Genomic DNA, 24,255 nt, shown 5'->3' on the forward strand with positions numbered 1-24,255 from the left:
TCGCTACATAATCATCCCTGCGGCAACGGTTTCATTGGTAAGGGGATCTATCAATACGAAACTGCCCGTGGTTCTGTTATCACGGTATTCATCGATCATCAACCTACGGGTAGTGCGGATGGTTACCCGGGCAATATCGTTCATATTCAGGTCTTTGTTTTCTTCGTCCCGACCGTAGGTGTTGATGTCTATTTTGTACAGCACGCTTTTTATCATGGCCGTTTGCTCATTGGAGGTATGCAAAATCGTGTATTTGGCACGAGGTTTGGCCGGCTCGTTATTGAGCCAGCAAATCATGGCGCTGAACTCTTGTTCGGCCTTGGGTTGGTTGTTTACCTTAACGATCATATCGCCACGGCTTACATCGATGTCGTCTTCTAAGGTCAAGGTAACGGACATAGGGGCAAATGCTTCTTTTACTTCCCCATCGAACGTATCGATGGATTTAATTTTTGACGTAAACCCAGATGGCAAGACTGCTATTTCGTCATTTGGCCTAAAAATCCCGCTGGCCACTTTTCCAGCGTAGCCGCGATAGTCTAAAAAATCCTGACTTTGCGGCCTCAATACTGTTTGCACCGGAAAACGGGCATCGATTTTATTGATGTCGCTGCTTATGTGCAAATTTTCCAAGGTGTACAACAATGGCGCGCCTTGGTACCAATCCATATTGGTGGAACGGTTCACCACGTTATCGCCCAACAACGCACTGATGGGCAAAAAGCGGATGTCCTTTACATAAAGCTTTGATGAAAACTCTTCAAATTGATTGATGATGTCGTGGTATACTTTTTCAGAAAAATCGACCAAATCCATTTTGTTGATGCACACCACCACGTGCGGTATTTGAAGCAAGGAAGCAATAAATGCATGCCGTTTGGTTTGTTCAATGACCCCGTGGCGGGCGTCGATCAATATCAAGGCCGCGTTGGCGGTAGAAGCCCCTGTGACCATATTACGGGTGTATTGAATATGGCCCGGGGTATCGGCAATGATAAATTTTCGTTTGGGGGTGGTAAAGTAGCGGTAAGCGACATCTATGGTAATGCCCTGCTCACGCTCGTCCCTTAGGCCATCGGTAAACAGGGCGAGGTCCACCCCTTCGTGGCCTTTTCGTTTACTGGTGGTTTCCACGGCTTGCAATTGGTCTTCAAATATGGCTTTGCTGTCAAATAGTAACCTTCCTATCAGGGTACTTTTGCCATCGTCCACACTTCCTGCCGTTGTAAATCGCAATAATTGGTTTTCGTGTATTTCCATTATGCTACTGTTCTTTTATATTTCTACAGAACCAAAAACTCTTTCATATACTATTTTAATCCCAAATGAAGACGTTCTGAATTCTCCTATCTCACATCTAAAATCTCACATCTCAAGTCTCACATCTCCTAAAAATACCCCTGCCGTTTTCTATCTTCCATTGCGGTTTCACTGCGTTTGTCATCGGTTCGGTTGCCTCGTTCGGTTTGTTTCATGGAAGCAACTTCCAAAGCTATTTTTTCCAAGGTATCGGCATCAGATTCAATCCCGCCGGTAATGGTAATATCGCCCAAGGTTCTGAAGCGTATTTTCTTTGTGACAACTGCTTCTCCTTCTTCCAATTTCAAGTATTCTGAAACAGGGATCCAAGAGTCGTTGCGCCACACCACTTCCCTATCGTGGGCAAAGTAAAGGGACGGTATTTCAATGTTTTCCCTTTTTATATAATTCCAAACGTCCATTTCGGTCCAGTTGCTTATGGGAAATGCCCTAAAATGCTCGCCTTCAAAGTGTTTTCCGTTCAATATGTTCCAAAGCTCCGGCCGTTGGTTTTTGGGGTCCCATTGTCCAAAGTCGTCCCGATGGGAGAAAAACCGTTCTTTGGCCCGGGCTTTTTCTTCGTCCCGTCTTCCACCGCCAATGGCACAATCTATTTTATTCTCTTCAATTGCATCGAGCAGGGTGGTGATTTGTAGGGCGTTTCTGGTGGCATTTTTTCCTTTTTCTTCAGCTACACGACCTTGGTCAATAGATTTCTGAACCGACCCTACAAGCAATTGCACCTCGAGTTTTTTTACCAGGTGGTCGCGAAACTGAATGGTTTCGGGAAAATTATGCCCTGTATCCACGTGCAGTAACGGAAAAGGGATTTTTGAAGGATAAAATGCTTTTTTTGCCAAATGCGTGACCAAAATGGAATCCTTTCCGCCGGAAAAAAGAATGACCGGGTTTTCAAATTGTGCCCATACTTCCCGAAGGATGTAGATGGCTTCAGATTCCAGTTCGTCCAGGTAATTTAGGTAATATTTGCTCATGCGTTTAAGCTTGTAGTTTAGGCTGTATGGTTTCCAGTATGGTTTTTACAGCATCGGCTATTGGGGTTTGGGTTGTGTCTATGGTCACATCAGGATTTTCGGGCACTTCATACGGTGCGTTCACTCCGGTAAAATCTTTGATCAATCCTTTTCGTGCTTTAGCATACAATCCTTTTACATCTCTTTTTTCACACTCCTCAAGGGGCGTATTGACGAAAATTTCAACAAAGTTAACATCTTTGACCGTTTTTTTGACCATTTCCCTATCCTTTTTGTAGGGAGAAACAAAGGCTGCCAAAACCACTATGCCTGCATCGATGAACAAGTGTGCAGTTTCGGCAATCCTACGGATGTTTTCGGTACGGTCTGAAGGAGCAAAACTCAAATCGCTATTAAGGCCTTTCCGTACGTTATCGCCATCCAAAGTATAGGTATGTATATTTTGGTTGAACAACGCCTGTTCCACGGCATTAGCCAGAGTGGATTTCCCCGAACCCGACAGCCCTGTAAACCAAAGCAGAAGTGCCTTGTGCCCTTTTAATTGGGTACGTTCTTGATTTGTTATCTCAAAATTGTGCGGAATGATGTTTTCTTGCATAATCAATTCTTTTTTGTGGAAAAAAGATGTCGCACCCTGCCCAAGGGCAACCGGAGCCACATTCGTTCGTGCAGGTAATATAGGATAAATTTGGAAACCAATTCTGCCAAGGCGATGTAAAGTGCTATTTCACCGAACTTTTCCAAGACCACTCCCGAAATAATAAAAGTACCCGTAGTAGCGAGGATGCGCCAAGAAATTGTTTTGTAAAGGGTTTGTTTGGGTTTTACTTCTTTCCCGAACAGTATTTTTTGCCAAATCCGTTCATGGAGGTAATAAACAGCCAATTTTACGAAAAATTCCAAGAAACCGATTTTTATAGCGCTGTCTATGCTGCAGGTTCCGTTAAGACAGGTAATAACCAAGACCACCAAAAACGTATCGGCCGTGGCGATGCACCGCCAAGAAACACCTTTTAAAATGCTACGGTAATGCGATTCTTTTTTATAGGTGGCCATCGGGTTTTTAGTTTTGATTAGACACCAAAAACCAAGGATTCAACAGGTTTTCTTTATTGTATTGCAAGGGTTTGTTTTCTGGGAGTGCCATTACGGTTACGCCTACCGCATTGCAGATGGCGTGTCCGGCGGCGGTATCCCATTCCATCGTGGGGGCAAATCGCGGATAGCGGTCGGCCTTCCCTTCGGCTACTAAGCAAAATTTAAGGGAACTCCCTTTTGAAACGATTTCCACTTCCTCTTTTTCTGAAAGGGTGTCGATGTACTTTTGTGTTTGCTCGTTTAAGTGGGAACGGCTGCCAACGACCCTGGCTTTGTTACTGTCTTTTTTTGGAGCTATTTCCGAAACACGATCAAAAATTTCATCCAAGGTGGCATCATGGCTTTCTAGTTGTGCTTTGAAGGCTTTTTGTGTGTTTACTTCCGCAAAATAGAGCGTTTTACAATCGGGTACGTAAATAACGCCCAGTATGGGTTGCCCATTTTCAATCAAAGCGATGTTTACGGTAAACTCCCCATTGCGTTTTATGAATTCCTTGGTGCCGTCCAACGGATCCACGATCCAACATTGTTGCCATTGCCGGCGCTGTGAAAAATCGGTTTGCTTGGTTTCTTCACTTATAATGGGAATGTTGGTTTCTTTTAAATAGGAAAGTATAAGCGCATTGGCGCGTTTATCTGCAACGGTCAATGGCGAATCGTCGGCTTTGGTTTCCACCTCAAAATTGGAGGCATAAACCTCCATGATTTCTTTTCCGGCCTTTAAGGAAGCTTGTATGGCAGTATGTAGTAAATTCAAAGTAGGGTACTTAGATTTATATTGCGTTTAGAACACGTTAATTCATCATTTTCTTTTTGATTTCCGGATAAAAATGGTTGAAAAAAATATAAAAAACCCCTACCAAAAGCCCCACTGAAACAAATTGCAAGAGCAGCAACAGTTTTTGAGGTGATGCGGGTTCAAGGGGCACGGTTGCTGGTTTAATTATCGTGAATACCGGCGTATCTTTTTTTACATTCAGTTTTGCTGTCTCCAACTCTCCCGCCAGTTGAGAATAAATGTTAGACGACAAGCTATATTCGGTTTGCAATTGTTCTAACCTGTTTAGGGCCACATTACTTACCACATTGATATTTCTATCCTTAAAATTTGATAACGCGGTTCTTTTATTAAAATAATCATTTTCAGCTTCTTTAAAACGCTCATTGATATACTCCAATTCCTGCCTTGCTTTTTTGATATTGTATTCAATGATGAAATCTTGTAATAAATTTTGAATATTACTTGTAAGCTTGGCAGCGGCTTTCGCTTCCGGAAAGGTGGTGGAAATTTCTATATAGCCATCAACATCGTTGACATTTACTGAGAATTTTGAATACAAATACCCTAATGCCCCTTTTTCTTTAGCGGTGAGAAAATGATAGTTCGTGTCAGTTTCTGATATAAAAGGTGTTTTTTCTTCACGATCAAACAGTCCAACGATTTTGCTTGGTAATCCTAATGTATATGACTTAACCGTGCTTAAGGCACTTGTTTTTCTTAAATGATTTACATAATACGCAACTGAAACACTACTGTCCCTACCTTTTACCGGGATTTTTGTTTTTAACAGCTCTTTTTTAAAAGGGGTGCTTTCCACAATTAGAGGATAATGCATGGGGAGAATGTTATTGCTTTCGTCCCCTCCTACGTTAACCCCCATCATGGTAGCTATTTTACTAATACGTTTACCCACTTTTTTTTCAGTTGAAAACTGCGCCAGAAAAATGGAGTTGGAAGTGTATTGGGTTATAGACAAAAGAATTACTATAACACCCAGGGTGAAAAATACAGCTATAAAAGCAAGGAGGGTTTTTTTCGATTTGTTTAAAACCTTTAATAGTTCAAAAGTGTCCAAATCAAATATCGAATGCTCCGCTTTGGTTTCCTTTTCCATACTATTGCAACAATCTATCAATTAACAGTCCCAGCGTGGTAAGGCCGGTACTTATCCCTATCACTTCCTGTGCAGATAATTTATTTTTATTTGTGGGCTTGGCGGGCACCAAGATGGCAGCCCCAGGCTCTAACTTTGGAAAGCTTCGGAAAAACAAAAAATGTTTGGTCGATGCAATGTCGCCATTAGAATATACCACATACGTTTTTCCTTTTTTGGCATCTGAAGAAAATCCACCCGATTTACTGATGTAATCTTTTAATGTCATACCCTTTTCATACCGAACCAATGAAGGTACCAACACTTCCCCTTCCACCTTTACGGTCTCTTTGGTAGAAGGAATGACCAACTTATCCCCGTTTTTAAGTACCAAATTATGTTTAGAGCTCGTATCTTCGATAATTTTTTGAAGGTCGATCCCCACCCTAAACTCTTTTCGATTTTTAAGGATTCTATCTTCTGTTTCTATACTATCATTTTTTCCGGTTACCTCTTCTTTTTCTATCAACCCCTCGAAAGTATCTTGTTGTAGTTCTTCTTTATAGAAGGGGTTTTTCCGTATCAGCGTTGCACCCTCCACAAAGGCATACTGGGTGACACCCCCTGCCTCTTGTAACAGGTCGGAAATTCTTTCATTCTTTTTTTCAATGGTATAATTTCCGGGGTAATTGGCCTCGCCCGAAACCGAAACCCGTATTTGTTCCGCAAAGCCTTTTAAATACCGTACCGAAACCCGGTCGTTGGGCTGTAATTTAAAGTTGGAACCATCCTCTAAGGTAAGTTTCCCGTTAGCCGAAACCTTAAAGTTTTTGCTCAATGTTTCATAGGAGTCGTCGTCAACGCGCCTGTAAATGTCAATTTTGTTAACATTGGCACCATCGCTAAAGCCGCCGCCCAGCAGCACTAAGTCCTCTACGGTCATGTTTTCCACAAAAGGAATGGTAACGGGCGCATTTACCGCGCCGTCTATGGTTAAGGTATAGTTTTCAGACAGATCGTATTTATTGAACACCCGAACTTTATCATCGGGTTTTAAGACGATGGTTTTATTTCCTTTTAAAACCTCAGAAACTGAAAAAGGGGTTACGGTCTCTGTTACACCATCTTCGGTACTAAAAAGCAAGCCTCTTTTCAAAAATGCGCTTTCAGTAACGCCTGCAGCTTTTGCTATCAATTCCTTCACGGTTAGCCCCGGGGTAAACTCGTAATTTCCAGGACGGTAAACAGCCCCTTCAATGCTTATCCTGTTTTCAAATTTATCGATTATTGTATTTACCGTTAACACATCACCATCCTGTAGTGGCGTTTCAGATTCTTGGTTCACCAAAATCTCCTTGACCATTTTGCGGTCGCCTTCAATACGTTCCAGCCCCACGCGACCTTTATAAGCATTGGACGTAAATCCGCCGGTAAAACGCAGCAGATCAGTAAGGGTCTCTCCCGCTTCGAGCTCATAAACACCCGCTCGTTTAATGCCTCCATTTATTGTCACCCTTGAAATATATGGCGAAATAATCAGCACGTCTTGATCTTGTAAGGTTTTGTTTCCTTCTTGAGAGCCGTTTATCAAATAGTCGTACACATCAAAATAGGTTACCTCATCGCCATTCCGTACCAATTTTATTTTCCGGAACGTCCCTTGTTTAGTTGGGCCGCCCGAGGCATACAAGGCGTTTAAAACTGTTGATAAAGCACTTAAGGAGTATGTTCCCGGTACTTTCACCTCGCCGATAATATTGACTTGAACAGTCCTCACATTGACCAACGAAATGCTTAAAAACACTTTATACGGGCTATTGCTTGAAGCATTGATGCCCGAATAAATGCGTTTTAGCTTGCTTTTTAATTTAGCTGATGCCTCTTTCATAGTAAGCCCACTGACGTAAACCGGACCAATGTTGGAGATGCGCACCGCTCCTTCCCTATCCACTTCTACGTTATAGGTGTTTTCCGCAGCGCCCCAAAGATTGATGACCAGCTCGTCGCCAGGTCCCAGTTCATAATTGGCTGGGGTAGCAAGGTTCATGTTAGGGGCAAAGGAAATGTTCTGGTTATTGAAAAAATCGTACCCGAAAAGCGGGTCTTTCGCTACACCATCGGTAATCTCGGTACCGGAAAAGCCAATGGTATTCCCCTTTTCAATATTCAAGGAGCTATCTATTTGTTTTCCTTCCAATGAAGATGCCGAAGTCCCCATTTCGTTTAAGCGGCGTTCCAGTTTGGCTATTTTGGAGGGCGCGACGCCCTTTGTCACGGCAATGGCCTTTAACTGCGCCATGGTGTAGCCCTGCGCTTTAGCTCGTTGCCAGTAGGCCTGAATTTGTTCATCGGTAAGATTGTCCACATCGGTTTTTAGAATTGAGGACAAATTGACTGTTTGAGCCATTACAGGACTGGAAACCAAACACAACACCAATAAAATCAATGAAATGGTTTGCTTTAGGGTTTCATTCATTTTAAATTGAATTGTATAGAAGAAAATTAGTGCTGCTTTTATTGAACGCGCAAATATAACAATTCTTTATAGAGATTATTGTTTTTATTCCTTTAAATAGAATAGGGCCAACACCATATAAATAGACGTTAAAAAAAGACTAAACACCCCACTTTAATTGGAATGACGCCCGGTACTGGTTACCTTTGTTAAAACGAAAAAAAACACACACTATGAGCTATTTGAACTTAGACAAAGAAAAAATAAACGCAACAGCCAAAGAATTGAACGTGCTGTTGGCAGATTATCATCTGTACTATCAAAAATTACGGAATTTCCACTGGAACATTGTAGGGAGAAACTTTTTTGACCTTCATGAGAAATTCGAGGAAATGTACGATGATGCCAAACTGAAAGTAGATGAAATCGCGGAGCGTATCCTTACCCTTCGATTTCAACCAGTAAGCAACTATACCGATTATTTAGAGATGTCCAATTTAAAAGAATCGCCATCCCGAACTGATGATACCAAGATGGTCAAAATCCTTTTAGAAGATCACGGCAAGATATTAAATCAAATGCGGGCTGTAATTGACAAGGCCGAAAAGGCTGGCGACGAAGGAACTATTGATATGGTTGGTGGCTATATTGGGGATATCGAAAAAATAAGTTGGATGCTGGATGCTTGGTCTATGAAAGCAAGCGATAACCATCCAAAAGCTTAATACCAACAATTCATTTTTTGAATAAGAAAGACTGCCGGAAAGGGCAGTCTTTTTTTATAGTGGGCCCTTCGGTTCCGCTCAGGAACCTTTCTGGGAGAAAATTTTGGTTTATGGCAAAAAGATTCTTCTGTAAAAAATTTATAAATTCAATGCAACAGACAGAAAAGACAGCCCATTGTTTAAATAAACAGAATGCTTGTTGAGCGCCCAACGGTCGCATAAAATTAGAAATTGATCGTTAAGCGGAGCCGTAGGGATGATTGATTCTTATTAAAAATCAAACCCTAAGCCAAAGACAAAACGGGCGCCTTCAGTTGAGGTAAAGTAACCTGCGGAGCCGCTTAAGCCACCGCTTCCATTTATCCAAAGCCCGCCCCCATAAGCGTTATGCCATTTTTCCGAATCGAAATCAGGGGTCCACACCCGGCCCAAATCGGCACCTGTGTACAGGCCAATTTGTATAGGGATTAGGCCCAGTTTAAATTCATTGAAACTGTACCGTAGGTCGGCACTGCCTACCAATGCCGATTTCCCGCTGAACCGTTCTTCCCGGAATCCACGGAGCCCCGTGTTTCCGCCTAATTGTACGGCTTGATAAAATTCAAATTGATTTCCAAAATTGAACTTAGCTCGTATGTTAGTCTTTAACACCCATTTTTTGTTGGTGGTCAGGCTGTTGTAAAAGCCTAATCGTGTTTTCAGAAAGCCGAACACCCGTTTTAAGTTGTTTACATTACCCGTAACTCCAGTGTTAAGATCGAACATCATCCCTATGGTGGGGTTTCTAGGGTCATCAAAACTGCGGTAATTGTAAATACCTTCCAGCGTTCCAAAGTAATCAAACGTACTTTTTTCGGTCACCCTGTTTATGTTGACCGGTCCAGGAATGGAACTGTTGATGCTTATCGCTTCAAATTTTCCTTGCAGTTTATAGAAACTACCGAAATTTGAATTGCGCAACAATCCCGCCCTCGCCATGAGCGTTTGTAGTTGTACCCGGCTATAATCTTTCCCCAATTCATCTTCTAGATTCTTGCTCTCATTTCCATATCCAAAGTAATTGACCACATATTTCGGGTTGGTGAAACGGGCTCCAAGACTCAAGTTGAGATCATTTTTAATATTCGCTATTTCGCCTTCATATTTCAGTTCAAAACTTTCTGTATCAAAAAAATAGGCTGCGTTGATGTTGTGCCTTTCTGAAAAAGGGTTGCGCTGAAAGCTGCTTACTTGATAAACGTATTGCAGGCCGGTCCTGAAACCGTCGTCCGGATTAAAGCCCAATGCCGCGGCGTATCCGTGCTCTCTTTGTATATTTTTACGGTAGTCGTAAGTGTTTAGCCCATAAACATTTGTCATCCGTAGGTTGCCTCCATTTTTTACTGCTACGGTATTGATCTTATCTTCATGATCATAAACCTTAACCCGTTTTCCTTCAATCAAGCGATAGGTATCGTTGCCGTGGCCGCCTATTAACCGAACGAATATTGGGTTGTTCCCTGTTCCGGTCACTTCAAAAATATCTTCGTTGTCCAAGCCATATATCCAAATTTCATTGGTTTCAGAAGCTAAAAAAGTACGGTCTGCCACCAGCATTCCCCTATCTTTCGACGGAAAATTGTAGGTACGAACATTTGTCCTGCCATCTGCCAACCTGGTTATTTGAAAAAAGTCCCGTTTATTGGTCCCCTCGATGGTCTGTAATTTTGCCAGGTACGAATAATAACGGTCTGCGATATCTACCAGATTATCCCTGCGTCCTTTTAAGGCTGCGCGTATATTTTGCAGGGATTCGTTTTTTACGGCATCTGGAACGGTTGAAAAAGCTGCTTCTATAATGGAGTCTGAAACTGCCTGTTGCAAAAACTGCGCTTGGGCAAGCCAATTTTTTCGGGTAGAACGCTTTAAGAGGGCCCGGTCCATAATAACGCCTTCTTCATTAAACCATCGCAGGTCGTTCAGGTTTTCATCATATACCTGTTTTTGATAGCTCGATCCGAAGAGCGATCGGGCTAAATCGAACACATCGCCTTCAAAACTGGAAAAGGCATCGTCCCTGTTTATAGGGATGGGCACATATACGTTCAAGCTGTCCTGGTTGTAATATTCGGCCCATCGCCAATGGCCAGGCTCCCGATCCCAATCGCCTACCAGCATATCAAACAGCCGGGACCGGATGTAATTTTCTTCATCTACTGAAACCTCACGCCCTTTTCTGAGTTTTATTAAGATATCATCTGCAGTTTCAATATCGTCCGGATAGGCAAACAAGGATTCTCCTTTAGTGCTTTCGGCAGGTTCGGTAGCGATAAAATACAGTGCATTTCCGAAGGTTTCATTATACACCCCGAGTTGTTGCTGTTTTGGGATGTAAAATAACTCGGTGCGGTTGTGAAATATCTTTGCAGCATCTGCCAAAGTGGACAATACTAAAGGCACATAAGGGTGTGTTGCTGTGTAAAAAGCGGTACCAAAAGACGTATTAGGGGTTACATTCAGGTCTGTTTCGGTTGCTTGCGGCGACTCGGTGCCTTCTTCAAAAACTACTTTGGTCGTAACGTCCAGCGCATTTTTTTTCAAGGCCCGCATGCGGTACCTATTCCCTGTTTTATCTTCTAAAATCAAGGCATCATACTCCTCATCCCCCGTTTTCCTAACCACGTGCAAGCCACCATAAAGCGTATCCAACGATGCCGTTTTTGCTGTTACTTTTTTGGTGTATGCGTCTTCATACTTAGCGCCCCAAACTGTTTGAAAGAATAAGGCTTCGGCAATGCTATCGCGTTTATAAATAGCGGCCGTGGTTGTTTGGGGGTAATCATTTGGCAATACCGATGCCGGATAAGTTTGGTTGGGTGGAAAGATTTCTTTCTGAAACAATAAAATAGGCTCATTTTCCTGTGTTCCGCCATAGTACCTTACGAAGGACGAACCATCTTCAAATACATCAAATACTGCAAAACCCTGACCGCCGTAACTGAACAGCCCATCTTTGCCAATAGCTGCATACGAACTCTTGGCCCCAGACCCTGATAGAATTTGCACCAAGCCCTCTTTTTCTATATGCTGAAGCGTATGCTCATGACCTGAAGCGAAAACCACGCGACCGTGTTTTTGGGCCAAGGGCGCCAAGCGGTTCATCAATTTATTGTAAAGTTCGTTATAGCGGTCTTGTACCGAAACCCCGCCTTGCGACCGTATTTGTACCACCAAGGACGATAATATGGGCAACGGGAAATTGCTTTGGGTAGGGTACAAATGTTTTTGCAAGGCAAAATAACCACCGTGGGTGCCATTGGTGAACATGGGATGGTGCATGGCAAAAACCACTGTTTTGTTTTTGTTTTTTTCGAGTTCGTTGGCTATTTCAATAAAAAACTTTTCCCGGGTTTTAATTTCGCAGTTTAGATTGATGTTGGGATCGGTATTCCAGTCTTCAAGATACCACTGGCTATCGATAACGATCAACTGTACATCGGGAGAGACCGAAAAGCTCTTCAAGGCACACCCTCCGGTAGGTTGAAAAGCGTTGGGCGCCACATTTTCCTGTACATATTTTGCTTCCCGCTTAACGCCTGGCACCCCATCAAAATACCATTCATGATTGCCAGGGATAAAATAGGTTTGCCCTTTAAACCCTTCTAAAGATTTGAATTGGGCGTTCATATAGTGTTCGCTGTGTACCCGTTCGGGATGGCCTTTTGGGGGCATGCCGTCGTCATAGATGTTATCACCCAAAAAAATAGCATGATCACTGGGGTTTGTGGGATGGTCTTTAAGGTAATTTTTAAAAATGGTAAGTCCATCGCTCATGCCATTGGGCGGCGAAATGCCTGCATCGCCCACAAGGTAAAACGTGCGCGCTATCTTTTTTTCTGAAGGGAACGACTGTTCTGCATCAGGGTTTTTGTACTGGGGTTCGTAGGTGGCACACCCAGTTATCGCCATAATGAAACCAATAAAAAGAATAGTCGTTTTAAGTTGCATAAATACTCATAACATTTTTACATTGAAAAAGCCACTTTAAAAGAAAACTGTACGCCTTCATCTCCCGTAAAGATGTTTACCGTACCGCTCAACAAATCGGCAGCATTGATCCAAAATCCTCCGCCATAACTATCATGCCAAACATTGGACGTATCGTTTGGTATCCAGACCCTTCCTATATCATATCCGCCAAATACCCCTATCTGCAATGGGGTCACGGCAGTGTTGAAACTGTTAAAGCTGTAGCGCAAATCGGCACCGCCGGCCAATGCACTACGGCCGGTAAAGCGATCCCGACGGTAACCGCGAAGCCCATAATCCCTTCCTAATTGTGCACCTTGGTAAAACTCAAAATTATTGCCTATGTTAAAATGCCCAAACGCTTTGGTGTTCAACACCAGTTTTTTGTTGTTCGTCAAGGCATTGTAAAACCCTAGCTTGGGTGTTAAATACCCAAACACACGATCGCTATCATCCAGATTTTGTGTTCCGCCTGCGGTTAAACTGGCCAACATCCCTCTTTTAGGATTGGCTTTGTTATCGTAACTTTCATAGGTGTAAGTTCCTTCGGCAGACGCAAAATATTTTCGCTGGTCAGCATCGGGATACCCAATATCTGATATAAATCGGTCGTTTGTACCTTCTACTTCCACCCCTTCAAATTTTGCTTTAAACGTGAAGGTGCTTCCGTAGCGGCCGTCTTTTTTTATGCCCAAAGCGCCACCGTAGCTTCCTATGCGTACCCTGTTGTAGTCTTTACCCAGATCATCGTCAAAATTTTCGGTTTCATTTCCGAAGCCAAAAAAGTTTTCAGAAAAATTAGGGCTGCGGTAATGGCCTTCCGCCAGAAAATTCCAGTCTCCAAAAATATTGGCAAACTCCCCACTGTAATTTATATCGAAACTTTTGGTAGCAAAATAATATCCTGCTTTTATGCTGTGTTTTTGTTTAAATGGGTTTTCCTGAAAGCCGTGAACGGTAAACGTATCGGTAAGTCCCAGTAAAAACCCATCATCTGCGTTATACCCGAAAGCAGGCAACAACAGGTTGGTGGTTTTGTTTTCCTTGATGTAATTATAGGTGTTAAAGTTATAGTTATTAGTGATCCTGAAAGCCGCGCCCCCTTTATTTTTAATGGTGTTTTTCTTGGCTTTTTGATCGTACACCTTTATCCTGCTCCCGTTTTCAATATCGTAGGTATCGTGATTTTGGCCACCTATAATCCTTATGAAAATGGGACGTTCGCCTTTGCCTTTAACTTTAAACAGATCGTCATCGTCCAAGCCGTAAATCCACAACTCTTTAGTGTCATCCTTGGCGTATGTTCGGTCGATAATTAGGTCTGCCTTATCGCCGCCTTTATTGCGGTAGGCCTTTACATTGGTCTTGCCATTGGGGAGGCGGGTAATTTCAAAAATATCGTCTTTATCGGTACCTGTTATAATTTGTAGGTTGGAGAAATAATCGTAATATTCCGAAGCTATCTTTACGATATTATCGCGTCTTCCCTTTAGGTTTTCAATTATTTTTTCTGAAGTTTCATCCTGCACCGCTTTAGGAAGGTCTTTGAATGCTTGTTCAATAACAGTATCGGTTACGTTTTTCTTTATAAATTCGGCCTGTGCCAACCATTCTTCCCGGCCATAATTTTCGGCCAAAGCACGGTCCAGTTTAATACCTGCACTGTTAAACCATTTGGTATGTTTTAGCTCGGGGCCATACACCTGAAATTGGCGGGTCGCACTTATCAATGTGCGTGCAATATCCAGCAAACCGCCATCAAAATTTGCAAACACTTGGTCCCGGTCCCTAGGTATGGGCGTATAGATTTTATTGCCCTCTTCGTCTTCTTGGAGCGCAAAGCGCCATTGATCGTTGTGGCGGTCCCAATCGCCTATCAACATATCGAACAACCGTGCCCGGATGTAGGCTTTTTGGTTTATTTTGTTTTCTTCGTCATCCCTTATTTCTTCCAGCACATCATCGGTGCTTATGATATCTTCGGCATAGTCAAACAAGGGGCCGTCGTATTCTTCGTCGGGGCGTTCCACTATCATATACAGGGCATCGCCATAAGTTTCATTGAAATTGCCCAATGCCTTTTGTTTAGGGACATAGAACAATTTTGGATTGGTATGGAATACGTTTGCGGCATCGGCCAATTTAGGGATGGCAAACGCCCCATACGGATGTGCTGCTGTGTAAAAATCGAGGATCAAATCTTCTGGCAAGGTGTTTCTGAAATCGCTCTCGATCACTTCATTTTTAAGGATTACCGTCTGCAGAAACTGTACAGCACTTTTTTTCAAGGTGCGCATATTGTAATCGTGCCCTTCTTTATCAACTAAGCGAAGAGATACTGTTTGATGCCCTCCACCAGCTCGCTCTGCGGTCAAGCCGCCATATAGGGTGTCTAAATCTACCGTGGGCGCCATTACTTCCTTTCCATAAACGCTACGGTAATGATCGCCCCACAGGGCTTTGAAAAACCCACTTCGGTTTACCAGGCTGTCGGCATACACCTTAGATTGTACCGTTTTAGGGAACGTTTTTGGCAGTTTTGAAGTGTCGAATGTTTTTTCCGGTTGTATTATTTCTTTTTCGAATAACTTGGTAGAACTGCCATCTTTCTCCGCTTTAAAAAAGGTTACAGCTGTTGACCTGTCTTTATAGATGGTAAGTTTGGCGAAGCCTTGACCACCATACGAGAACAGACCGTTTTCATCTATAGCCGCAGCCGTGGCACCACCACCGGAACCTGCCACCACCTGTTTGGCGTGGGCACCTTCAATATACTGCAAGGACTGGTCGTGGCCCGATACCAAAACTAGGTTTTCATGGTCTTTGACCAGCACCTCGATACGGCTCATTAGCTTATGGTAGCTTTCGTTAAAGCGGTCTTGTGGCGAGATGGCGCCTTGGCTGCGAACCTGTGTGATTAAAGAGGCCAAACCGGGGACGGGCAATAGGTGGTTCCATGCTGGGTAATTGCCGCCGTATTTGCCATTGGTATATAAAGGATGATACATCGCTAACACGATAGTGCGCTGCTTGGCTTTTTTGAGCTCGCCTTCCAACTCCTCCAAAAATTTATCCCTGTTCTTTATCTGGCATTTATCGTTCATTTTTGGATGTTTGTTCCAGTTTTCGATATACCATTGGGTATCGATCATAATTAAATGCACTGCATCGCTGAGTTCTACCTCTTCCAGCGGACAGCCGTTGTTTGGTTCCAAAACGGAGTCTGAATTAAAGGCTTCTTTTAATAGGTCCTCTTCCCGCTCGAGGCCGTCCACCCCCGATTTCCAGTCCAAGTTTCCGGGCAGTACATTTACAGTACCCTGAAAGCCTTTAATGGCTTCCAATTGTTTGTTAATCACTTTTTTTGCTAGTGCCTTTTCTGGGCCGTCATCTTCAGGCATTCCGGCGGGGTAAAAGCTGTTTCCGAGGAACAAGAGATGATCGTTCTTGGTGTTTTTACCGGCAATGTACTGTTTAAACGATTGCAGTGACAAATTTTTCTCCGTTTCGCCTATATAACCGGCATCCCCAATGAGATAAAATGTTTTTTCAATTTCTTTGCCCGTATCAGAAAAATCGGTGGATTGGTAATTGGATGTGTATTGTGGATGGTAAGTAGCACACGAATTAAAAAGCACGGAAGCTACAATAGTTATAAAGATGTTAATTTTTTTCATAAGCAAATTAAAGCGTAGTATTTTTAGTAATTTGGTTAATCTAAATTCAACCTTTTATGAGCGACATCGTTGAAGTTACAGACAATTTTGTGCTTAACCTTTTTAAGGAAAAACTACCCAATACCTTTGTTTATCACAACTATTCGCACACAAATCGCGTCTATAAAAGTATAAACGAAATTATTGAAGACTCCCAAATTTCTGTTAAAGATGCAACCATACTAAAGCTTGCCGCCTTGTTGCACGATACTGGCTATATTGTAAAACGCGAAGGCCACGAAGAAGAAAGCGTAAAAATAGCCCGTGAGTTTTTAGAATCGAAAGACGTGGACCAAGACATCATCGATGGGGTGGAAAAATGTATTATGGCCACCAAATTCAAAGGCACTACGCCCAAGGATCATATGGAAGAAATTATGCGCGATGCCGACTCGTCCCACTTTGGCAAAGACTACTTTCAAGAAGCCAGCGAATTTTTACGGCAGGAATACATTGCCCAAAACATCAAAAATTTCACTCCCCAAGAATGGCGGGACGAAAACATTGACCTTCTTATCAACGAGCACAAATTCTACACCTCGTATGCATTGAAAAATTGGCAACATACCAAGCAGGAAAACTTGGCCGATTTAATAAAGAAGAACAAGAAAATAAGTAAAAAAAGAAATAAAGAAGAATACAAGGCCAAACTGAAGGCCAAATACAAAGACAAAAGCGTGGACCGCGGCATACAGACGTTTTACCGTACGGCACTGCGGAACCACATAAAATTGAGCGATATTGCCGATACCAAGGCGAATATCCTGCTCTCGGTAAATGCCATTATCATTTCGTTGGTGCTTTCCAATTTGCTTTCTAAGTTGGACAACCCCTCCAACGATTATTTAATTATCCCAACGGCTATTTTTGTTATTTTCAGTACGGTTACGATGATCCTTTCGGTTATTGCCACACGGCCCAATGTTACGCGGGGCGAGTTTACCAAGGAAGATGTTGACAATAAAAGCGTGAACCTGGCTTTCTTCGGAAATTTTCATAGAATGGAACTCAAGGAATACGAATGGGCCATCGAAGAATTGCTGAAAGACCGTGACTACGTTTATACCGCACTTACCAAGGACTTGTACTTTTTAGGAAAGGTATTGGACAGAAAGTACCGTATTTTACGGTGGACCTATACCATTTTCGTGACCGGCACCATCATCTCGATTTTGGCTTTTGCCATCTCCTTTTATTTCGGTGGCTCGCGGTTGGCTTAGTTGGCTATTTCAGAAATTAAATCGTCGTAGGTATAGTATTCTTTTTTGTTATCTTTCTGTTTGGAATACAACACACTTACCCGAATGGCTTTTAAGCCCGTGACGCCTTGAAGGTCTTCCAGTTCAACAATTTCAACATCGGTGTCCAATTGTTTTTTGTGTTGCAAAAAGGTGATGTATTTCAAATATTCTTTTTCGTCTTCTTTTTGCGAATAGATGATCACGATTTTCCCTTCTTGGGTAACGCGTTCTTCGGTCCCTTTTATGTTGGCTTTGTCCACCCGTTTTTTTACCACTTCGTAGCGGGCGTTGTAGGTGCCGTCCACATCAAAACGTTTTTCGTCCATCCGGAAACGCAGCGACAGGGAGTTGTTGAACGCTAAAATCATGGACGCCACGGTTAATGGAACGGGCAATTGGTCTTTTATTTTGTAGTAACTGTTTTCCATCTCGCACATAACCTGCAACTGCCATAACCTTAAGTTGTAAAGGTAAATTTTATCGAAGCTGTTATTTTTGGTGATGGCCTCGCCTATATAGAGGTTGTGCTCTACCCCATCGGTTTTAAAGCGCTCAAAATAATGCGGGTACATGGCCTGAGCTTCGACCTGTTTTTTATCGATTATGGATGCCATGCGCTTGTTGATGATCATCACGGCATCGTCATAGTCTTTTCGGTGTTTATAGATCAAGCCGCTGTTTTGGTCTATTCGTTGGTCGTAGTCTTCAATAAGGTTTTTTATAGATTCGTTTTTAGTTGCCAAATGTTTAAAGAGCGGTATTATTTCAGAATGCAAAAACTTCAGCACTTGGCGTTCGCTATCCACTTGTAGACCGTCCCGGAGTTCGGTGAGGTAGTTTGAAATCCTGAACTGTAAATGCTCATATATAGGCAAAGGTTCTAAGGTATGGATTTGTTTAATGATCTCCTGAATGTGTTCCAACTGAAGGATCAAGTCTTTTATCGTTGCTTGGTTCCGCACTTCCGAAGAGCTTTTTATATCGATTTGCCCATAGAGCGGGAATACATCTTCAAAAACCACTTCCTTAAAATAAGTAGGGGTTCCTTGCGCAATGGATTTTAAATAGCGTTTTGCTTCATTACGGAATTTCCAGTGTACGCTGGGATGCAGCGAGGTGCACTCTTCTTGGATAATGAGTTCAAGCTTGTTTTCTATTTGTTTTTTGCTCCTTATTACCGAATCGACCAAAAATGGCATAATGGTTTTAAGCTTATTGGCATTGATTGAATTTAGGTGGTTTATGTTTGGGGAAACCAGCTCCAAAACACCCAACACCTTGCCTTCTTTATTGATAATGGACGCCAAAATGGCACTTTTTATGCCTTGGTTCAGCAGTTTTTTGTACAATTTATTGTCCGGATACCGTTTATGATATTTGGGCACATTCGATATGCAATAAAACTCTTTTTGCTTAAAAAGTTTGTAATACGATGCCTCACAAAGCGCCGTTTGGCAGTGCTCTCTGTCTTTCTGATTTAAAATATAACTGTCCACATCCTTAAAGATGAATTTCTCGAACAATTGATCTTCCTCGTTAAATTCCGAAAAACCGATTTGCAATTCCTTTAGTTGGAAAATGGATTTGAAGATGCTTTCAAAACTTTCGGAAATGTTATCTTTTTCAAGATTGTTTCGCAGCAAATTCGATTTAAAGTTCGATATGGATACGTCCAAGGTAACATCAAACAGGTTGGCAATTACAAAGCCTTTGAAAACCCAGCTTCCCGGCGGGAATTTTTCTTTCCAAAGGGCAATGTTGGTAAATCCGTCGATCAACTCTTCAAAATCATTTTTGGTAATCTCCTTTGCTTTATCTGTTTTTATGAAGTCCACGAAATCGCCATTGTACATGACCCTATAATTGTGCTCTATCCCGTGTTTATCGGGAATTTTATAATGCCAAGGCGTTTTAAAATCCACTTGATAGCCATAATGCACACTCAGGATGATGCAACAGGCCATGATGTACATATGGTCTTCGTCGAGGTTGTTGAAGTGCGGTTCGTAATCGGTTACAGCTTCTGAAAGTATGTGTTTATACCGTTTTGTGGACTTAAAAACCAAGTTTTGAAATGGGATGGTTGCTGCCCGTATTTCATTTTCCTGAAGGATGGGCGAAAACAGGTCACTGAGGATGACATCGATCTGGGGAGCATATGCTTCCAGTTCTTTTTTATCATCAAAACCGGTTGAAAGCTTTGGATATGCTTCAGCAATGGCCATTACCGCTTGGGCACGCTCCTTTTCAACACTGTTGGAAGCGTTTAATTGTTGGCGGTACTTCTCGAAAAGTTTAGCGAAACTTATCTGTACCTGAAATGGAAAATCGTTATTTTTTGCTTTCATTTTCAAATGGTTACGCCGCTGTGTAACTACTAATTTATGGTATATTTCCTGTTTAAAACCCTTGTTGTGACAAATTAACATTTATTTGAGAACCGCTTTTTTTTTTCGGCAACAAATACTGTTATTTTTGCGCCTACAAATATACCTATTATGAGACGAATATTAGTTACTTTACTTACAACCATCCTTTTAATTTCCTGTGCCGAAGACAGCAATACCTACACGTTGCAAGGAACGGCCAAAAACTTTGAAGACGGCACCAACGTATATGTTTACAGCATTAAGGAAAACAACCAGCCCAAGGTAATCGATACCCTTACCATAACCAACGGTACTTTTAAGGGCACTTATCCCAAAAGCGACAGCCTTTTTGTGAATTACCTTACCGTGGACGGGGTACGGGCAAATATTGTGTATTTTCCCGAAAACAAAGATTTAGAAGCAACGCTTTACAAAGACAGCATTAGTGCATCGTACGTTAGCGGAGGCAAGCAGAACGAAGCATTCCGGGAATTTTCAGAAAATATGCGCGATTTGAACCAAAAAAAGCAGGATCAGGTAGCGCAATTCCGAGCGGCACAATCCAGTGGCGATACGGATGCCGTACAGCAAATTCAAAAAGAAAACCAAGCGTTAATGGACGAAGAAACCAGCTATAAAAAAGAGTTTATAAAGAACAATAAAAACTCCTTGTTTGCCGTGATGTTGCTTTCTGAAATGATCAACCGCAAAGAAATGACCGCTCAAGAAGCTAGTGAAGTGATCGATAACCTGTCGCCCAAAGTAGCCGCCTCCCCGATGGTAAAACAGGTGGAAGCTATGATAAAAAACGCCAAAAAAGTAGATGTTGGTTCTAAAGCACCTAATTTTAGCGGCCCCACCCCAGAAGGCGACACCCTTTCATTAAAAGATGCGCTGGGCACCTATACCATTATCGATTTTTGGGCCTCTTGGTGCAAACCCTGCCGTGTGGAAAACCCCAATGTGGTAAAAGTGTACGAGAAATACCATGACAAAGGGTTGAACATCATCAGTGTTTCCTTAGACCGAAAAGGGCAGAAAGATAAATGGATCAAAGCCATTGCCGACGACAATATGGACTGGTACCACATATCGAACCTTCAGTTTTGGCAAGACCCCATTGCCAGGGAATATAACGTAAGGGCAATCCCAGCTACCTTCCTTTTGGATGAAAACGGAACGATTATCGACAAAAACCTCCGTGGTGCCGCTCTTGGCGCTAAGATGGAGTCGTTGTTGGGAGACGGGGCAGCCAACTAACAACTTGTTGCTATAACGTAAAAACCTTCACAACAGTTTGAATTGTGAAGGTTTTTTATGTGCTGATTATAAGTATTGATTCTAAAGCAAATCTTTAGGTCGGTTTAGTTTTACAAAAAAATGACATACGACTTAAAGACGTAGGATGCAGGAAAATAATCATTTCTCAGTCTTAACCCTGCCTGTTTTTTTGGCGGGTTTTACATCATATCATCATAGGTCAATTTCAAGACTTGTTTATATTGAGCAATAAACCAACATAATAGCTGTTTTTGGCTTAAGTTGATTTCAGCTGCAAAATTAATTCAACAAAAAACTCACGTTGACTGTTGTTCTTATTTCAATCTGCCCTGGGGCGATGGGTTGTTGTCCTCCAGAGGCATCGCTTTCCATCATGGCCGTTTTGTACATGGGTGGCTGTGGATAATCTGGTTTTTGAAATTCACTGATCATCACTGCTTTTCCAATGGCTTGGCCCAAGGCACTGGCGTATTCTTCGGCTTTCGCCTTAGCGTTTTCAACAGCTTTTTTTCGGGCTTGCGATTTCAACGCTTCTTCATTAGAGACCGAAAAACTCACGCCATCGATACGGTTAATGCCACTTTGCAGCAATCCGTTCATTAAATCTTCATATTTTGACAGGTCTTTCAGCTTGATGGAAATAGCCTGATTGGCACTGTAATTATAGGTTTTACTGTTGTGATCGTAGTTTTTGTTCAACCGGATGTACTGTGTTTTTACATCTTTATCATCAATGCCCATTTTCTTGATAAATGAAAGCACTTTAGAGACCGTCCGGTCGTTTTCCTGTTTAATGATGGTAGCATCTTTCCCGCTGCTTTCTACCCGGATATTGATATTAGCTTCATCTGGAACGGTTTTTACAATTCCTTCGCCAGAGACCGATACGGTAGGCTGTTGGGTGTTTTGAGCGTGTGTCATTATTGTTGTGGTTAAAAGGATCACTAAAATTTGAACTGTCTTTTTCATAATTTTTATTTTTAAATTTTTCCGAGTTTGTGCAAGACAAACAATAATATAATGGGAATCGCCAGTACGGCAACAATCCACAATTGCGTTTGCAATAAAATGGGTGCAAAGGCAATGGTCAATACATACCCTGCAATAGCCCCGCCAAAGTGTGCATCATGGCCAATATTTCCTAATCTGCTTTTCATTCCGTAGATCGAATAGAGCAAATACAAGATACCAAAAATCCAGGCAGGGATGGCGATTGGAATAAAAAACAGGTACAAGCCCATATCGGGATAGAACAAAATAGCCGAATACAATACGCCAGTAACCGCACCGCTGGCTCCCACCGCACTGTAATAGTATTCGTCCTTATGGAAAAAGAACGACAATAAATTGCCCACGATAAGGCTCGCCAAGTAAATCAATATAAATTTAACGGTCCCTACCGAGCTTATTACCACATTGGCAAAAAAGAACAGCGTGAACATATTGAAAAACAAATGTGCCCAGTCCACGTGCAAAAAACCAGAAGTGAGCATCCGCAACTGTTCGCCACGCCGTATCCCCGCAATGTTGAACTTGTACTTTTCAAAAAAAGAAAAATCGTTAAAGCCTTTTAACGAAACAATTACATTAGCTGCAATAATGATGATGGTCGCAATGTGGAGTTGTGGCATAGCTATTCAATAAAATTAAACGGTTTTATGCGATAAAATTAGTTAGTTTTGTGGTAAATCTACCTATGCAACGGCTACTTTATTATGTGTTATACCCTATACTTTGGCTGGTTTCCATCTTGCCTATGTGGGTGTTGTACATCAAATCGTCAGCGCTGTACATAATTACGTATTATATAATTGGCTACCGAAAAAAAGTAGTTAAAAACAACTTAAAACTGGTTTTCCCGGAGCGTTCTTCGGAAGAATTAAACCGTATTGCCAAAGGGTTTTACAAGCATTTGTGCGATATGATTTTTGAAACCATAAAGAGCCTGACCATTTCTGAAAAAGAAATAAGTAAACGGTTTCAGTTTGAAAATCTGGAGTTGTTGGAAGAATTGAAAGCCAAAGGAAAAAGCACTTTGCTCATGAGCGGGCATTACGCCAACTGGGAATGGATGGGGATTTTAAACAAAAAAACCAGCTATAAATGCTACGCGGTTTACAAAAAACTGGACAACCCTTATTTTGATTCCTTGGTAAAAGAAACCCGGGAACGCTTTGGCGGAAACATTGTAAGCAATAAAAAAATCGTTCCCCAGCTGTTCAGGGAATCAAAACGCAACGTGGAAACCGTTACGCTTATATTATCAGACCAAACCCCAAAGCGAAACGCCTACAAACACCGTGATACCTTTATGGGCATTGACGTTCCCGTTTTTACCGGTACCGAAGAAATAGCAAAACGATTGGACTTTGCCGCCGTATATTTAAAAGTGAAAAAAGTAAAACGCGGGTATTACAAAACCACATTTGAGCTACTGACCGAAAACCCAAAAGAGCTCCCTGATTTTGAAATAACCCGCCTTTTTTTAACCGAAATTGAAAAACAAATACAAGAAGAGCCGAAGTATTATTTATGGTCGCATAAACGGTGGAAACACCGGTTGTAAATACGAATTACGAGGTACGAATGTCGAATAATGAATGACGAAATACAATGTGTCTTCGGTACGATTTTATGGAATCAAAATTTAGCAGGTTTATTTCTAAACTTTCACCATAAAATCACTCAGACACCCTGGAATAACGATAAAAGCTATTTTTCAAAAAGGTGGCTGAGTAATTCCGCTTTTTCTGCGGAATTGTATCGAAGCAACTGTAAGACAAAGTACGATTTTCGATTTACGAGGTTCAATTGATGAATGATGAATATCGAATGTCGAATAATGAATGACGAAGTACAATGTGTCTTCGGTACGATTTTATGGAATCAAAATTAAGCAGGTTTATTTCTAAACTTTCACCATAAAATCACTCAGACACCCTGGAATAACGATAAAAGCTACTTTTCAAAAAGGTGGCTGAGTAATTCCGCTTTTTCAGCCGAATTGTATCGAAGCAACCGCAAGACGATTTTCGAATTACGAATTTCGATTTACGAGGTACGAATGATGAATAATGAATGACGAAGTACAATGTGTCTTCGGTACGATTTTATGGAATCAAAATTAAGCAGGTTTATTTCTAAACTTTCACCATAAAATCACTCAGACACCTTGGAATAACGATTTAAAAGCT

At 41.9% G+C, this 24,255-nt stretch carries 16 protein-coding genes; 4 read left to right on the plus strand and 12 right to left on the minus strand.

Annotation, left to right across the window (positions count from 1 at the left end):
- Positions 1-3: 3 nt before the first annotated feature.
- The 7 genes from cysN to DDV96_RS05705 form a co-directional block, all read right to left on the minus strand.
- Positions 4-1,260 carry a sulfate adenylyltransferase subunit CysN gene (cysN, locus tag DDV96_RS05675; protein ID WP_116693787.1) on the minus strand — a complete coding sequence of 419 codons (1,257 nt, stop codon included), beginning with the start codon at positions 1,258-1,260 and terminating at the stop codon, positions 4-6.
- Positions 1,261-1,388: 128 nt separating this feature from the next.
- Complete coding sequence (gene cysD / locus DDV96_RS05680) at positions 1,389-2,294, minus strand: sulfate adenylyltransferase subunit CysD (protein WP_116693788.1); 906 nt, start codon at positions 2,292-2,294, stop codon at positions 1,389-1,391.
- A gap of 4 nt (positions 2,295-2,298) precedes the next feature.
- The gene (gene cysC, locus DDV96_RS05685) at positions 2,299-2,892 is read right to left on the minus strand and encodes an adenylyl-sulfate kinase (protein WP_116693789.1); all 594 of its coding nucleotides are present in this window, start codon (positions 2,890-2,892) and stop codon (positions 2,299-2,301) included.
- Between the two features lie 2 nt (positions 2,893-2,894).
- On the minus strand, positions 2,895-3,350 hold the full coding sequence (locus tag DDV96_RS05690; RefSeq protein ID WP_116693790.1) for a DUF2061 domain-containing protein: 456 nt from the start codon (positions 3,348-3,350) through the stop codon (positions 2,895-2,897).
- 7 nt (positions 3,351-3,357) lie between these two features.
- Positions 3,358-4,149, minus strand: coding sequence for a 3'(2'),5'-bisphosphate nucleotidase CysQ (cysQ, locus tag DDV96_RS05695; RefSeq protein ID WP_116693791.1), 792 nt, complete (start codon positions 4,147-4,149; stop codon positions 3,358-3,360).
- 37 nt (positions 4,150-4,186) lie between these two features.
- Positions 4,187-5,287 carry a hypothetical protein gene (locus DDV96_RS05700; RefSeq protein WP_116693792.1) on the minus strand — a complete coding sequence of 367 codons (1,101 nt, stop codon included), beginning with the start codon at positions 5,285-5,287 and terminating at the stop codon, positions 4,187-4,189.
- 1 nt (position 5,288) lies between these two features.
- A complete protein-coding gene (locus DDV96_RS05705) occupies positions 5,289-7,742 on the minus strand; it encodes an SLBB domain-containing protein (protein WP_116693793.1) in 2,454 nt (817 codons plus the stop codon).
- A 212-nt stretch (positions 7,743-7,954) separates the two neighbouring features.
- On the opposite strand from DDV96_RS05705, the gene DDV96_RS05710 reads away from it, so the two are divergent.
- Positions 7,955-8,446 (plus strand): Dps family protein, encoded by a 492-nt coding sequence (locus DDV96_RS05710; RefSeq protein WP_116693794.1) that lies wholly within the window; start codon positions 7,955-7,957, stop codon positions 8,444-8,446.
- 270 nt (positions 8,447-8,716) lie between these two features.
- Here the strand turns inward: DDV96_RS05710 and DDV96_RS05715 are convergent, their stop codons facing one another.
- Together DDV96_RS05715 and DDV96_RS05720 are read right to left on the minus strand one after the other, a co-directional pair.
- Positions 8,717-12,433 carry a metallophosphoesterase gene (locus DDV96_RS05715; protein ID WP_116693795.1) on the minus strand — a complete coding sequence of 1,239 codons (3,717 nt, stop codon included), beginning with the start codon at positions 12,431-12,433 and terminating at the stop codon, positions 8,717-8,719.
- Between the two features lie 17 nt (positions 12,434-12,450).
- The gene (locus tag DDV96_RS05720) at positions 12,451-16,131 is read right to left on the minus strand and encodes a phosphoesterase (RefSeq protein ID WP_116693796.1); all 3,681 of its coding nucleotides are present in this window, start codon (positions 16,129-16,131) and stop codon (positions 12,451-12,453) included.
- Positions 16,132-16,187: 56 nt separating this feature from the next.
- Here DDV96_RS05720 and DDV96_RS05725 point away from each other — a divergent pair, with 56 nt between their 5' ends.
- Entirely contained in the window at positions 16,188-17,390 is a 1,203-nt protein-coding gene (locus DDV96_RS05725) for a Pycsar system effector family protein (RefSeq protein ID WP_116693797.1), read from the plus strand.
- Here the strand turns inward: DDV96_RS05725 and DDV96_RS05730 are convergent.
- A complete protein-coding gene (locus DDV96_RS05730) occupies positions 17,387-19,759 on the minus strand; it encodes a GAF domain-containing protein (protein ID WP_116693933.1) in 2,373 nt (790 codons plus the stop codon). The genes DDV96_RS05725 and DDV96_RS05730 overlap by 4 nt on opposite strands.
- A 150-nt stretch (positions 19,760-19,909) precedes the next feature.
- Here DDV96_RS05730 and DDV96_RS05735 point away from each other — a divergent pair, with 150 nt between their 5' ends.
- Positions 19,910-21,040: a TlpA disulfide reductase family protein gene (locus DDV96_RS05735; RefSeq protein ID WP_116693798.1), complete on the plus strand. Its 1,131-nt coding sequence runs from the start codon at positions 19,910-19,912 to the stop codon at positions 21,038-21,040.
- A gap of 300 nt (positions 21,041-21,340) precedes the next feature.
- Here the strand turns inward: DDV96_RS05735 and DDV96_RS05740 are convergent, their stop codons facing one another.
- Positions 21,341-22,030: an SIMPL domain-containing protein gene (locus DDV96_RS05740; protein WP_116693799.1), complete on the minus strand. Its 690-nt coding sequence runs from the start codon at positions 22,028-22,030 to the stop codon at positions 21,341-21,343.
- 11 nt (positions 22,031-22,041) lie between these two features.
- Positions 22,042-22,692: a rhomboid family intramembrane serine protease gene (locus tag DDV96_RS05745; protein ID WP_116693800.1), complete on the minus strand. Its 651-nt coding sequence runs from the start codon at positions 22,690-22,692 to the stop codon at positions 22,042-22,044.
- A gap of 65 nt (positions 22,693-22,757) precedes the next feature.
- On the opposite strand from DDV96_RS05745, the gene DDV96_RS05750 reads away from it, so the two are divergent.
- The gene (locus DDV96_RS05750; RefSeq protein WP_116693801.1) at positions 22,758-23,627 is read left to right on the plus strand and encodes a lysophospholipid acyltransferase family protein; all 870 of its coding nucleotides are present in this window, start codon (positions 22,758-22,760) and stop codon (positions 23,625-23,627) included.
- Positions 23,628-24,255 lie beyond the last annotated feature (628 nt).

Source organism: Marixanthomonas spongiae (genome assembly GCF_003095375.1).
Taxonomy (GTDB): Bacteria; Bacteroidota; Bacteroidia; order Flavobacteriales; family Flavobacteriaceae; genus Marixanthomonas; species Marixanthomonas spongiae.

What these genes read in the sequence shown, in the direction of transcription:
- cysN (WP_116693787.1), bottom strand. Translation starts at nt 1,260, where the DNA reads ATGGAAATACACGAAAACCAATTATTGCGATTTACAACGGCAGGAAGT.
- cysD (WP_116693788.1), bottom strand. Translation starts at nt 2,294, where the DNA reads ATGAGCAAATATTACCTAAATTACCTGGACGAACTGGAATCTGAAGCC.
- cysC (WP_116693789.1), bottom strand. Translation starts at nt 2,892, where the DNA reads ATGCAAGAAAACATCATTCCGCACAATTTTGAGATAACAAATCAAGAA.
- DDV96_RS05690 (WP_116693790.1), bottom strand. Translation starts at nt 3,350, where the DNA reads ATGGCCACCTATAAAAAAGAATCGCATTACCGTAGCATTTTAAAAGGT.
- DDV96_RS05700 (WP_116693792.1), bottom strand. Translation starts at nt 5,287, where the DNA reads ATGGAAAAGGAAACCAAAGCGGAGCATTCGATATTTGATTTGGACACT.
- DDV96_RS05705 (WP_116693793.1), bottom strand. Translation starts at nt 7,742, where the DNA reads ATGAATGAAACCCTAAAGCAAACCATTTCATTGATTTTATTGGTGTTG.
- DDV96_RS05710 (WP_116693794.1), top strand. Translation starts at nt 7,955, where the DNA reads ATGAGCTATTTGAACTTAGACAAAGAAAAAATAAACGCAACAGCCAAA.
- DDV96_RS05715 (WP_116693795.1), bottom strand. Translation starts at nt 12,433, where the DNA reads ATGCAACTTAAAACGACTATTCTTTTTATTGGTTTCATTATGGCGATA.
- DDV96_RS05720 (WP_116693796.1), bottom strand. Translation starts at nt 16,131, where the DNA reads ATGAAAAAAATTAACATCTTTATAACTATTGTAGCTTCCGTGCTTTTT.
- DDV96_RS05725 (WP_116693797.1), top strand. Translation starts at nt 16,188, where the DNA reads ATGAGCGACATCGTTGAAGTTACAGACAATTTTGTGCTTAACCTTTTT.
- DDV96_RS05730 (WP_116693933.1), bottom strand. Translation starts at nt 19,759, where the DNA reads ATGAAAGCAAAAAATAACGATTTTCCATTTCAGGTACAGATAAGTTTC.
- DDV96_RS05735 (WP_116693798.1), top strand. Translation starts at nt 19,910, where the DNA reads ATGAGACGAATATTAGTTACTTTACTTACAACCATCCTTTTAATTTCC.
- DDV96_RS05740 (WP_116693799.1), bottom strand. Translation starts at nt 22,030, where the DNA reads ATGAAAAAGACAGTTCAAATTTTAGTGATCCTTTTAACCACAACAATA.
- DDV96_RS05745 (WP_116693800.1), bottom strand. Translation starts at nt 22,692, where the DNA reads ATGCCACAACTCCACATTGCGACCATCATCATTATTGCAGCTAATGTA.
- DDV96_RS05750 (WP_116693801.1), top strand. Translation starts at nt 22,758, where the DNA reads ATGCAACGGCTACTTTATTATGTGTTATACCCTATACTTTGGCTGGTT.